Source organism: Micromonospora sp. ABR4_055 (assembly GCF_056160425.1).
In genome coordinates this window covers 1-11,496 of sequence record NZ_JBSWXD010000188.1, presented here as the reverse complement: position 1 = coordinate 11,496, position 11,496 = coordinate 1, and the positions used below count along the sequence as shown (strand labels likewise).

Sequence of the window (11,496 nt, the reverse complement as noted above, 5' to 3'; positions counted from 1 at the left end):
CCCCCTTTTCCCCCCCCCTTCTCATCCCCTCCCCCCCCCCCCCACCCCTCCCCCCCCCCCCCCCCCCCCCCCCCCCCCCCCCCCCCCCCCCCCCCCCCCCCCCCCCCCCCACGTCAGGTCGTCCGGCCGGCGACCTTCGCCCACAGCTCAGTGACGACGACCCGCCGCAACGACGGCACCAGCACCGTGTAGCCCGACCAGATCAGGCCGATCGCGCTGCATGAGGCGGCTGTGTGGAGCAGTCCGTCCCCGGCCAGCGCCCAACCGACGACGGCCGTGGCTGCCACCGCTGGCGCCAGCAGCGACAGCAGCCGGACCAGTTGGCGCAGCAGCTGCAGCGACAACGCCGAGCCGACCAGCATCACGAGGCTGGCGACCGTCGCGGCGACACCGATGGTGACCGGACCCCAGTAGCGCCACTTGACAATCCTCCCCGCCCTGAAGGACTCCGTTGGGGAACGGCCAAGACATGATGTACCGCCTGTCAGCCGGCGAGGTCGAGTTGGGTGAGGTGACTGGTTCTGGTGCGGCCGAGGGGCGTGTCGGTGAGCCATGCGTCGATGCGGATGACGTTGACGGCGGTCGCGGCGAGGAGGTGACCGAGGTGTGTCTTGTCCATGCCGAGGTAGCGGGTGCGTCGGATGCCGGTGCGTCGGGTCGTCTGGGAGATGGTGGCCTCGACACCAGCGCGGATGTGGTAGCTCTGTTGCCAGGCTTCGGTGGTCTGTTCGCGACGTCGGCTGTCCAGGATCTGCTGCTGGGCTGCGGGAAGCAGGGTGAGACTGCGTCCCCGTTCGCTGTTGACCGCGGCAGTGGTGCAGGCCGCGCGGACGGGGCAGCCGGTGCAGTCGGTGGCGGCGAAGTGGACCCGGGCCAGCTCGGTGCCGCTGTTCTTGCGCTGGGTGGACCAGCTGATGCTGGCCTTGCCCTGCGGACAGGTCACGGTCCTGGCCTGCCAGTCGACGCGGAACGCCGACTGCGGGAGACGTTCACCCTGGTGGGTATCGGGCCCGACGGGTCCGAGCAGGTCAACCCGGTGCTCATCGCGGGCGGTCAGAACATGCGCGGCGGTGACGTAGCCCGCATCGACCACATGCTGTTCGGGCATCAGCCTGCGCGTCGCCAGGTTCTGGTGTAGGAGTCGACCCGGGCGCCGTAGCGTTCGACCCGGCCGGCGTCGATCAGCGGCGTCAGCCACCCCGGTACGGTTGCGGCCAGGACCTCCAGGGCCGCCCGCAGGGTCTCCCCGACGAACTCCATCCGGTTCAGCGTGCGCACCGCCGCGAGGACATGCGTGGAGTCCGTCCGCTGTCGACCGCCAGCGCGCAGCAGTCCCTGCCGCGCGCACCGGTCCAGGACCACATCCAGTATCTTCTCCTCGATGCCGTGCTTGATCAGCCGGGCACGGAAGTCGCTGAGCACCGTGAAGTCGAACCCGGGATCGTCGAGTTCCAGGCCGAGCAGATACTTCCAGTCCATCCTCGCCCGGACCTGGTCGGCGGCCTGACGGTCGCTGAGCCCTTCGGCGTACCGCAGCACCGACACCAGCGCCAACGCCCCCGGCGACGCCGCCGGACGGCCTCCCGCCGGGAACGCCTCCGCGAACATGTCATCGGTGAACACCGGGCCCAGCGCGTCACGGATCCGCATGGCCAGGGTGCCCTTCGGGAACGACGCCCTGACCACCCGCGCGGTCCACTCCGGCACCCCACGGTCGTCCCACGACTGCAGCGACATACTGAACCCTTTCCACCCGATCAACCCGGTAATCATGCCAACGGACAAATCCAACGGGTTTGGCCGTTCCCCAACGGAGTCCTGAAGGCCGGAGTATCCACAGAAGGAATCCGATGACCGCCGGACGGCGCTCGGCCGCCGGGCGGCTGCCCCGCTGGAACACCGTGGTGTCGGCAACGTTCTCCAATAGCTCGATCCGGGAGAAACCGGATGATGCCAGGTGTACGCGTACCGCGTCACTGGTCGCGATCGCCACCACGTCGGGCCGGACGGCGAGGTCGCGCTCGCCGTTCGCCACGGCCCCCGGGTCGACGCCGGGGAATCTGGCCAGCAGGTCGACGCAGTGGTAGACGACCACGTCCGCCGCGGCCTCGAGGCCGTAGGTCACCGGGGTGAAGGTCCACAGCACCCGCGGCCGGTCACTGGTGAGCCAGGTCGCCGTCGCCCGGCGCAGGACGGCCCGGTTCAATGGTCGCGTCGGTGCCCGGTGCACCGGTACCACCAGCGGCGAGACGATCGTGGTGTTCGCCGGCCTCGCTCTGGCCGGCTGGCGGGTGGACGGACCGGCCGACGCGCCGAAGGCCCGCCGGACGCGGCCGACCATCCGGGCGAGGTCGTCGGGACGCAGTGTCGGTCGACGTAGACCGAGCGACTCCACGAAGGTGACCTGCGCACCGACCGCCAACTCACGGGTGACGTAGTGCTGGTTGGTGGCGACAGCCGAATCCCATTCGGCCGTGCCCAGGATCAGCACGCTGACCGCGGATTCTGTCGCACCGCCCAGTGTACTCAGCATCGTCCATCCCAACGAGTCCGCCGGGCAGAGGAATCGACAGTTACTCGACCCACTGACGGCCTTCGTCGCACCACGGCCCGCCGACTGCGACAATCGCGCCATGGGTGACAGCGATGAGAGCCTCGACCGTGCCTCGGCGAGCGCGGACTTCCTGGAATGGAGCTTCTCCCTGAAAGGAGGAAGTTCCCCGTGGTCGGTAGAGCAGAGCATGACCCAGTTACTCGCCCACGAGAGCGCCGAAGGGATCAGCCTGCCACTCGCCGACGCCGTACAGGCCGACGCCGCGGTCATTCACGAACTTGGCCGGCGGCGGACCCCGACGGCGGTCGCCGCGCTACGCGGTCTCCAGGCGATGAGCACCATCGACACCCAACGGGAACTCGCCCGGCTCAACGCCGACCGGCTCGTCGGGCACGGGCTGCCGGAACCGCCCTGGACCGGCAGCATCGGCCGGGTCGACGTCGACTGCTGCCGGTGGGCGCACGACCCGTACGGTGAGACGGCGGTGCTGCTCTGCGGCTTCTCCTACGGCGGCACCGACGAACACGGCATCCTCACCGTGATCGACCAGGCGATCGGCGGTGGACGGATCCGGGAGATCCTGCTCGGCACCCGGGTCGACTCGCTGCGGCAACTGCTCGACCGGACACACGGGGGCGAGGACGGTTTCGTGACCGAACCGCTCGATCCGGCGCTGGCCCGACGGCTGATCGAGGACGCCGTCGCCACGTCGGACGAGCTGATGGAGAACCCGGAGTACAAGCTGCGACCGATGCCCGACGCGTACCGGAAGATGCGGGCGTTGACGCTGGCCCGGGCCCGCGCGCTCAGTGACGTCGCGGCCCCGCCGGATCCGTTTCCGACCACCGTGGAGATCGAGCTGCTGAAGCGGGCGTTCCTGGCCTCCGAGGCGGCGGCCGGGTTCCCGACCGACGGCACCGCCAGCCGCGCGGTCGACCTGCTCGTCGAGCAGTTCGTCGAGCAGGCCGCCTGCCATCCGCTGCAGCTGGGTCCACGCCGGGTGCTCGCCGTGCTCGGCCTGCCGGCGCTCGCCGCCGAAGCCGGTGCCGATCCGGTGGCCGGACCGGTGCTTCCCGACGTCGCCGCCGCCTGGGTCGGCTGGACCGCCACCGAGCGCGGATTGAGCCCCGACGCGAGTGAGCGACTCACGCGTACGGCGGACCAGGCCTGCGCTCAGCTGCGGTCGGCGATCGCCGGCGGCAATCCGCCGGTCTGACCGCCGGCGCGCCGCACCGGCAGGTCGTTGACAGAGCACACCGCTGCCGGCCAGGATGATCGAATCCGTACTGGTCGATCCTTCTCGCCTACCCGTGGCGGTGCCGTACGGTGCGTCGTCGCGGGTCGTTCCGGCCGTCGCCCTGCTCCCACCCATGGATCAGCGGCACCGCGAGTGAAAGGTCCCACATGGTTCCCTCACCTGCATCCCAGTGGCGACGGCAACTCGCGGCGGCCGTGGCCGCCGCCGGTGCCGTCGTCCTGTTGGCCGGGCCGGCCACCGCCGTGCCGGCCACTGCGCCGTCCGTCGACCGTCCGCAGGCTACCGAGCGGCCGCGGATCCAGGCCCCGCTCGAACGGCTGGCCGACGAGCAGGCCAGCGTCGTAGAGGTCGTCGTGACCGACCGCGACGAGCTCGACGCTCTCGTCGCCACCGGAGTCGACCTGGATCACCACGTGTCGCAGACCGCCGCCGGGATCGTCGTCCACGCCGTCGTCACCCCGACCGAGATCGACGCTTTGCGGGCCGGTGGCTTCCGGATCGGCAAACTGCTACACGAGCCGGCCGACGCCCGGGCACGCGTCGCCGAGCGGGAGGCGACGATAGCCCGCCACCGCGCCGACAACCAGACGTTCACCGCGCGGGTGCGGCAGGACGCCGCGGTGGCCGACATCAGGATCATCCGGGCCGACTACTACACCTCCGGCACCGACCAGGTGCTGTCGGTGGAGGCGAAGTGGGCCCAGGGGCAGAGCTCACCGAGCACGTTGACCGTGTCCCGGGACAGCGGCCCGGGCACCGCCATGGGTTCCGGTGGCACACAGGTCATCACACGGTTCGTCGACGCCGGCGTCTATCTCTACCACCGGGGCGCCGGCACAGTCGGCGTACGGCCGGACCGGATCCAGATCGTCAGCCCGACCGGCGACGTGGCGGTGGCCGAGGTCGAGCAGTGGCTGCCGATCCCGGACGACTCCCCCGAGGGACCCGGATACCAAAAGGACTTCGTCACCAGCTACCTCACCCCGACCGAACTGTACGACCGGATCCAGCGGCTGGCCGACGAGTTCCCCCACCTCGCCGAGGTCGTCGAACTGCCGTACCGGACCAACGGGTACCGGCGCAAGGCACAGGTCGTGCTGGGTGACACCACGGCGAGCCGGGTCGCCGTCGACTCGCACGCGTGGGGGCACCAGGGCGGCAACGACATCACCGTCGAACTGGTCGACCCCGGTGCCGGCGACCGGCCCCTGTCGGTCACCGTCGACGGCAGCGCCATCCGGGTCGACCTGGGCACCGACGGTGGCGGCACGGTGGTCAGCACCGCCGCGCAGGTCACCGCCGCGATCAATGCCTCGGCGGGCGACCTGGTCAGCGCCTACACCTACCGGGGCGGCGCTGGCGACGGCGTGGTCACCCCGGCCCCGGTGACCCCGTTGAGCGACAACCTGACCGCGCCGGCCACCGTCTCCCGCGACCCGCACCCGGTGTACGCGCTGCGGATCGGCAAATACCGGGACGGCTCGCGCACCGGGGTGCTCGCCTACGCGCAGGAGCACGCCCGCGAATGGGTTCCCCCGCTGGTCGCGATCGAGACCGCCGAACGCCTGCTCCGCAACCACCGTGCCGACGAGAACACCAAGCAGCTGCTCCGTACGCTGGACATCTGGATCGCACCGTCGATCAACCCCGACGGCGGCCACTACTCCTTCTACGATTACGGATTCCAGCGCCGCAACATGACGAACCACTGCGCCGCCGGTGGGGCGACCGACGCGCTGGCCCGCAACTCGTGGGGTGTGGACAACAACCGCAACTACACCGAGTACAGCCTTTTCGACGGGTACTCCGGCGCGTCAACCAGCTGCACCAGCGACGTGTACGCCGGCCCGAGCGAACTGTCCGAGCCGGAGAACCGGAACCTGGACTGGCTGGCCAGCCGGCCGAACATCAAGTTCTCGATGAACCTGCACTCGTCGGGCAACTACTTCATGTGGTCGCCGGGTGCATACGTCACCCCGGGCCGGGTCACCGCACCACGGCCGACCCTGGCGGAGGAGTCCTTTTTCTGGGGCGCGTCGTCGCGAATCCTCACCGCGATCAAGCGGCACCGCAACCTGGCGGTGACCCCGGCCAGGACCGGTCCCATCTCCGACGTGCTCTACTCCGCTGCCGGCAACTCCGGCGACATGCTGTGGTACAGGTACGGCATCTACGCGTGGAACTTCGAGGTCGGTACCTCGTTCCAGCCGGCCTGGGACGAGGCACACCAGCAGACCATGGAGTACGCCAACGGTCTCGTGGAGCTGATGCGGGTGGCCCGTGACCACGACAAGGACCGCAGACGGCCGACGAGTTCCCTGGTCACCTCGCCCGGTCCGGACGACACCCTGGTCGACGTCCGGTTCGAGGTCAGCGAACCGGCGGCGATCTTCTACACGTTGGACGGTAGTCAGCCGACCTTCGGGTCGACGCTCTACACCGCTGGCGGCGTACGGGAGGGCGGCGAGACCCTGACCGTGCCGTACGGGACGAAGGTCTTCTGGTTCTCGGTGGACGCGGCGGGCAACATCGAGAACAACTACAAGCCGGACACCGACGCCAAGAACTGGCGGCGTGGGTTCGCCACCGTTTCCGACAGTTGACCTGCCCGGCCGGCGGCGGTCACCAGCGCTTGCGCCGGTAGTGGCCGTGGTAGCCGTGGTGACCGCTGCCGTAGTGACCGTAGTGACCACCACGGTGCCGGCGGTTGAGCCGGTGGTCGACCTCACGGAGCAGGCTGTCGACCGGCGAGCCGTGCCCCCGCCGCCGGGCGTGCCGGCTCAGCTTCGACGCGAGCATCGACAGCAGAGAACGTTTGACGAAGCTGCTCATCGTAGGCTCCTCCAGCCCTGGGTCCCGACGCCCGCCACGGTAGCTCGCGGTGTCCAGCTCCACCTGGACGAAAGCTGACGGTCAACTGGCAGTACGACGGCCCACCTCCTGGCACGGTGCCGACGTCTGCCATGCTCGCAAGTGTGACCACCGGGTTTCCTACCGGCCGGCGTCGCGGCCGACGTCGCGGCCGGACCCTGCGTACCCTGCTGATCCTCGTCGCCGTCGCGACGGTACCGGCCGTCGTCGCGCTGGGTGTGGTCGTGGTGCCGTGGCTGCGGGAGCCGGGGCCGCGGCCGTTGTTCCAGCTCCCGGTCGCCTGCGGCGAGACCTGGCAGCTGGGCACCTACCCCGGCCACGACGACTACGACGTCGACCTGTTCCCGACCGAGGGCGACCCGTGGGGTAGGCCGGTGCTCGCCTCCTACGACGGTGTCGTCACCGTGGCCGGCGTCAACGGCTCGGTCGGCGGTCGTAACCCGGAGGATCCGGACGGGCCCCGGGGGCGCGGTGGCGGCTACTGGGTCAAGATCGACCACGGCGGCCGTTGGGAGACGCAGTACCTGCATCTACTCGAACCGCCGATGGTCCGGGAAGGTCAGCGGGTGGCGCGCGGCGAGCAGATCGGGCTGCTCGGCAGCACCGGCAACTCGGGCGCGCCACACCTGCACTACGAGCAACGGCGCGGCTGGCAGAAGGTGGAGACCTACTTCGACGGCCTGCCGTCGGGCATCACCCACGACGACTACGAGTACACCGTACGGCTGACCAGCAACAACTGCTGACCCCCACACGGCCCGGCGAGCCGGGCCCTCGACGTACCCGCTCCGCCCGGCTAACATTTCCGCCGTCTGGATCTGCTGGCGCGATTCACCAGGCACCGACCACACGTACGTACGTCCGTGCAGGAGCCTTCATGCGCCTCAGATACCACCCACCCCGTCCACCTGCGCGACTGGCCGCCCTCGCCGCGGCCGTCGCGACCGCGCTGGTCGCCACGATCGCGACCGCCCCGTCCGCGACGGCGGACACCACGCTGCTCGCCAATGATTTCGAGTCCGGCTCGTACGCACCGTGGGGCCCCCGCGGTGACGTGACGTTGGCAATCGCCGAGGAAGGCCGGGACAGCGCGGCAAGCCTGTCGGTCACCGGCCGTACCGCCGACTGGCAGGGCCCCGCGACCAGCGCGACCGACCTGTTCTCGCCCGGCGTCGTCCACTCGGTCACCGGCTGGGTGAAGCTGCCGGCCGGCACAGAGGGCGCGGCCGGTGTCCACTTCACCGTCGCAGCCACCCCGGCCGACGGCGGCGACGACACCTACACCTGGATCGGCGACGCCGCCGAGACCACCGCCGACACCTGGGTCCAGATCGGCGGTGAGTACACCATGCCGACGGGCCTGACCTCGGCGACGCTGTACGTCGAAGCCGCCGGAACCACTCCCTTCCTGCTCGACGACGTCCTCGTCACCAGCCCCGACGAGACACCCGGCGTAGTCACGGTGAGCGCGGTCGACTTCGAGGACGGCACCACCGGCACCTGGTCCGCCAGCGGTGGACCCACCCTGACCGTCGTGGACACCGAGAACGGCCGGGCGCTGCGGGTCAGCGACCGTGTCGAAGGGTTCGACGGGCTGCAGAGCCCGGCCGGAATCTTCACCGCCGGCGTCACCCACACGTTCTCGGCGCGCGTCCGGCTGGCCCCGGACGGGCCGGCGTCGTCCGGATTCCGGTTCGTCATGAAGCCGGACTACAACTGGATCGGCAACACCACGGTCACCGCCGACGACTGGACCACGGTGACCGGCGAGTTCACCGTGCCGACCGACGCCGACCCGGCCACACACCAGGTCTACCTGGAAGCCGCCGAGGCCACCGCCACGTACCTGGTCGACGACATCCTGATCACCGCGCCGGACACCGGACCCGGCGGGCCGCCGCCGGGCACCGTCGTCATCGACAGCGACTTCGAGGACGGCCTCGACGGATGGGGGCCGCGCGACGGTGGCCCGGGAGCACCGACGGTCGAGCTGACCGACGTCGCGCACGGCGGCGAGGCGGCCGCGCTCGTCACCGACCGGGTCAACCAGGGCGCCGGGATCGGACGCGACGTCACCACCGCGTTCGAGCCGGGCGTCGGCTACGAACTGTCCGGGTGGCTGCGGTTCGCGCAGGGTCAGCCGACCGACGCCATCTGGTTGAGCATCGCCGCCACCACCGCCGACGGCAGCGAGTCGTTCAGCACCCTCGCCCAGTTCGACACCGTCACCGACGACGGGTGGACCGAGGTGACCGCGAGCTTCACCGCACCGACCTTCGTCAGCGCGTTCCTCTACTTCGAGACCAGCTGGCAGGGCGCGGACGTCACCGGCAACACCAGCGACTTCCTGCTCGACGACGTCGTGGTGCGGGTGCCCGAGCCACCGGTCGTCGAGGACCTCACCGGGATACACGAGACCACTGACTTCCCGGTCGGCGTCGCGATCGACAGCCGGGAGACCGTCGGGTCCGCCGCCGAACTGCTGACCCGGCACTTCACCAACATCACGCCGGAGAACCACATGAAGCCGGAGGCGTGGTACGACCCGGACCGCAACTTCCGGCCGCACGAGCAGGCGATCGCAATGATGGACTTCGCGCAGACCAACGAGCTCGGCGTGTACGGGCACGTGCTGGTCTGGCACAGTCAGACCCCCGACTGGATGTTCCAGGACGCCGACGGCGAGCCGTTGAGTTCGTCGGCCGCCGACCAGCAGGTGCTGCGCGACCGGCTGCGCGGGCACATCTTCGCGGTGGCCGAGTCGCTGAGCGACCGGTACGGCCGGTTCGGCTCCGACACCAACCCACTGGACGCGTTCGACGTGGTCAACGAGGTGGTCAACGACAGCGGCGAGTACTCCGACGGCCTGCGCCGCAGCGAGTGGTACCGGATCCTCGGCGAGGAGTTCATCGACCTGTCGTTCCAGTACGCCGACGAGGCGTTCAACGACATGTACGCGGTGGCGGACACCGATCCGGTCGCCTTGTTCATCAACGACTACAACACCGAACAGAGCGGCAAGCAGGCGCGCTACCACGCGCTCGTGGAGCGGCTGCTCGACCGGGGGGTGCCGCTGGACGGGGTGGGACACCAGTTCCACGTGTCGCTGTCGACACCGGTCGGCAGCCTCGAAACCACGTTGGAGAGGTTCGCCGGTCTGCCGGTGGTCCAGGCGGTCACCGAGCTCGACGTCACGATCGGGACCCCGGTGACCCAGGCCAACCTGATCGAGCAGGGCTACTTCCTGCGGGACGCGTTCCGGATCTTCCGGGCGTACAGCGAGGAGCTGGCCGTCGTCACCGTGTGGGGGCTGACCGACGGCCGGTCGTGGCGATCCGACAGCGGCGCCCCGCTGCTGTTCAACGACGGGTACCAGGCCAAGCCGGCGTACTACGGCGCGGTCGACGCGGAGCTGCCGGCCCGGCTGCGCACCGCGAACGTCTTCGCCGGCGACGTCGCGTTGTCCGCCGGGGTCACCTCGGATCTCACCTGGCGCAAGCTGCCCCTGCATCAGGTGGAGGAGACGGCGGGGTTCCAGCTGCGCTGGTCGGCCGACCGGCTGACCGCGTACGTCTCGGTCACCGACGCTGACCCGTCGTCGGACGACCGGGTCGAGTTCGTGCTCGACGGCGAGACGTACCCGGTGTTCCGGGACGGATCGGGGGACGTACCGGCGGTGGCGGCCGAGCGGGACGGCGGTTACGCCGTCGTCGCGCAGCTGCCGCTGTCCGACCCGGCCGAAGGTGGCACCGTCCCCTTCGACGTGCGGGTCACCGACGACGGAGGCACCACCGGCTGGGCCACGGCCGGCACCGTCGGCACCCTCACCCTGGTCGAGGAGCTGTCCTACCTGGAGGTGGTACGGACGCCGAGCGCACCGGCCATCGACGGTACGGTCGACCCGGGCTGGTCGCACGCGAACCAGGTCACCACCGCCAAGCAGGTGTCCGGCACCGACGGAGCGGTGGCCACCGTCCGGACCCTGTGGCAGGACCAGACGTTGTACGTGCTGGCCGAGGTGGCCGACCCGGTGGTCGACGTCACCGGCTCCGATCCGTGGACGCAGGACTCGGTGGAGATCTACGTCGACGCCGGCAACGCGAAGAACGGCCCCTACCGCTACGACGACACACAGATCCGGATCAACGCCGACAACGTCGTCTCGTTCGGCACCGGGGACGAGGCGTTCCAGGCCGGCCGGTTGACCAGCGCGGTGGTGCGTACCGACACGGGCTACACCGTCGAGGCGGCGATCAGTCTGCTCGAGTACGGCGGCCTGGGCACCTTCCACGGGCTGGACTTCCAGGTCAATGACGCCGCCGATGGTGCCCGTACGGCGATCCGCAACTGGGCCGAGCAGAACGGTGTCGGCTACCAGACGACCGCGCGGTGGGGGGTCGGCCGGCTGGTCGACGGCACCAACGTCGACGTGGCGTTCGAGCCGATCACGCAGTGGAACTCGGACGGCGGCGGCGGGTACTGCACGGAGATCGTCGCCAGCAACGCCACCGATCAGCCGGTCGGCTGGCGGGCGGCGGTCGAGCTGCCCGGCGACATCTACACCGCGTGGAACTTCGAGCGGGAGTCGTTCGGCGACGGGACCTGGCGGATCACCGGCGTGGACTGGAACCGGACGTTGAAGCCGGGTGCCCGGACGTTCAGCGTCGGGTACTGCGCCACCTGGTGACCACCGCCCGGGGGGGGGGGGGCAGGCGTCGGTGCAACCCCCAAGCGACCCCCCGAAACCCCCCGACCCCCCACCCCCCCCGTCCCCCTCCCCCCCCCCCCCCCCCCCCCCAAACCCACACCACCC

At 70.3% G+C, this 11,496-nt stretch carries 10 protein-coding genes; 4 read left to right on the top strand and 6 right to left on the bottom strand.

The features are described 5' to 3' along the window. Positions 1-21: 21 nt before the first annotated feature. The 5 genes from ACXAHD_RS28675 to ACXAHD_RS28655 form a co-directional block, all read right to left on the bottom strand. The gene (locus ACXAHD_RS28675) at positions 22-144 is read right to left on the bottom strand and encodes a hypothetical protein (RefSeq protein ID WP_475054505.1); all 123 of its coding nucleotides are present in this window, start codon (positions 142-144) and stop codon (positions 22-24) included. Further along, positions 114-362 (bottom strand): hypothetical protein, encoded by a 249-nt coding sequence (locus tag ACXAHD_RS28670; protein WP_281555229.1) that lies wholly within the window; start codon positions 360-362, stop codon positions 114-116. Before ACXAHD_RS28670 ends, ACXAHD_RS28675 begins: the two co-directional genes overlap by 31 nt. Positions 363-484: 122 nt before the next feature. Continuing rightward, positions 485-1,108: a transposase gene (locus tag ACXAHD_RS28665; protein WP_281555230.1), complete on the bottom strand. Its 624-nt coding sequence runs from the start codon at positions 1,106-1,108 to the stop codon at positions 485-487. Then, positions 1,108-1,650: a transposase gene (locus ACXAHD_RS28660; RefSeq protein ID WP_475054502.1), complete on the bottom strand. Its 543-nt coding sequence runs from the start codon at positions 1,648-1,650 to the stop codon at positions 1,108-1,110. Before ACXAHD_RS28660 ends, ACXAHD_RS28665 begins: the two co-directional genes overlap by 1 nt. Further along, positions 1,637-2,533 carry a glycosyltransferase family protein gene (locus ACXAHD_RS28655; protein ID WP_475054499.1) on the bottom strand — a complete coding sequence of 299 codons (897 nt, stop codon included), beginning with the start codon at positions 2,531-2,533 and terminating at the stop codon, positions 1,637-1,639. The genes ACXAHD_RS28660 and ACXAHD_RS28655 overlap by 14 nt, the downstream gene beginning before the upstream one ends. Positions 2,534-2,633: 100 nt before the next feature. Here ACXAHD_RS28655 and ACXAHD_RS28650 point away from each other — a divergent pair, with 100 nt between their 5' ends. Both ACXAHD_RS28650 and ACXAHD_RS28645 read left to right on the top strand, forming a co-directional pair. Further along, positions 2,634-3,770 carry a hypothetical protein gene (locus ACXAHD_RS28650; protein WP_281555232.1) on the top strand — a complete coding sequence of 379 codons (1,137 nt, stop codon included), beginning with the start codon at positions 2,634-2,636 and terminating at the stop codon, positions 3,768-3,770. A 188-nt stretch (positions 3,771-3,958) separates the two neighbouring features. After that, a complete protein-coding gene (locus tag ACXAHD_RS28645) occupies positions 3,959-6,415 on the top strand; it encodes a M14 family metallopeptidase (RefSeq protein ID WP_281555233.1) in 2,457 nt (818 codons plus the stop codon). A 19-nt stretch (positions 6,416-6,434) separates the two neighbouring features. Here ACXAHD_RS28645 and ACXAHD_RS28640 read toward each other — a convergent pair whose 3' ends face one another. Next, positions 6,435-6,644, bottom strand: a complete 210-nt coding sequence (locus ACXAHD_RS28640) for a hypothetical protein (RefSeq protein WP_281555234.1) — start codon at positions 6,642-6,644, stop codon at positions 6,435-6,437. Between the two features lie 143 nt (positions 6,645-6,787). On the opposite strand from ACXAHD_RS28640, the gene ACXAHD_RS28635 reads away from it, so the two are divergent. Continuing rightward, positions 6,788-7,429 carry a M23 family metallopeptidase gene (locus ACXAHD_RS28635; RefSeq protein ID WP_281555235.1) on the top strand — a complete coding sequence of 214 codons (642 nt, stop codon included), beginning with the start codon at positions 6,788-6,790 and terminating at the stop codon, positions 7,427-7,429. Positions 7,430-7,560: 131 nt separating this feature from the next. Beyond that, positions 7,561-11,370 carry an endo-1,4-beta-xylanase gene (locus ACXAHD_RS28630; protein ID WP_289213032.1) on the top strand — a complete coding sequence of 1,270 codons (3,810 nt, stop codon included), beginning with the start codon at positions 7,561-7,563 and terminating at the stop codon, positions 11,368-11,370. Positions 11,371-11,496: the final 126 nt, after the last annotated feature.

Bases quoted from the DNA above. Each gene is read 5' to 3' on its own strand.
- ACXAHD_RS28670 (WP_281555229.1), bottom strand. From the start codon at position 362: ATGCTGGTCGGCTCGGCGTTGTCGCTGCAGCTGCTGCGCCAACTGGTC.
- ACXAHD_RS28665 (WP_281555230.1), bottom strand. From the start codon at position 1,108: ATGCCCGAACAGCATGTGGTCGATGCGGGCTACGTCACCGCCGCGCAT.
- ACXAHD_RS28660 (WP_475054502.1), bottom strand. From the start codon at position 1,650: ATGCGGATCCGTGACGCGCTGGGCCCGGTGTTCACCGATGACATGTTC.
- ACXAHD_RS28655 (WP_475054499.1), bottom strand. From the start codon at position 2,533: ATGCTGAGTACACTGGGCGGTGCGACAGAATCCGCGGTCAGCGTGCTG.
- ACXAHD_RS28650 (WP_281555232.1), top strand. From the start codon at position 2,634: ATGGGTGACAGCGATGAGAGCCTCGACCGTGCCTCGGCGAGCGCGGAC.
- ACXAHD_RS28645 (WP_281555233.1), top strand. From the start codon at position 3,959: ATGGTTCCCTCACCTGCATCCCAGTGGCGACGGCAACTCGCGGCGGCC.
- ACXAHD_RS28640 (WP_281555234.1), bottom strand. From the start codon at position 6,644: ATGAGCAGCTTCGTCAAACGTTCTCTGCTGTCGATGCTCGCGTCGAAG.
- ACXAHD_RS28630 (WP_289213032.1), top strand. From the start codon at position 7,561: ATGCGCCTCAGATACCACCCACCCCGTCCACCTGCGCGACTGGCCGCC.